Source organism: Sedimentibacter sp. B4, assembly GCF_000309315.1.
Lineage (GTDB): Bacteria > Bacillota > Clostridia > Tissierellales > Sedimentibacteraceae > Sedimentibacter > Sedimentibacter saalensis.
Genome location: NZ_CANG01001034.1, coordinates 1 through 238, shown reverse-complemented (window position 1 = coordinate 238; position 238 = coordinate 1). Strand labels below are relative to the sequence as shown.

Genomic DNA, 238 nt, shown 5'->3' with positions numbered 1-238 from the left:
TTGGCCAGTCCTGCAGGGCCCCCCGTCGCGCAGCGGCACCGGGCTGACGTGGTTCACCAGTCGTCCGAAGTCGCGCAGCGCGAGGGTCTGCGGCCGGGCCGTGACCCGGTACCGCGCGTCCTGAACGAGCCCGGGAATCGGTAGCCACTCCGGCGCCCCTGCCGCAGTGAGCCGGGTCTGGTAGTGCCCGACCAGCTCGGGTTCGCCGTCCGCCGTGTGCAGTGACACGGTGAGCTGG

Annotated in this window: 1 pseudogene; it reads right to left on the bottom strand. The window is 72.7% G+C overall.

Annotation, left to right across the window (positions count from 1 at the left end):
* Window positions 1–238 (bottom strand): annotated as a pseudogene (locus tag BN358_RS28095) (hypothetical protein); the annotation flags it as partial.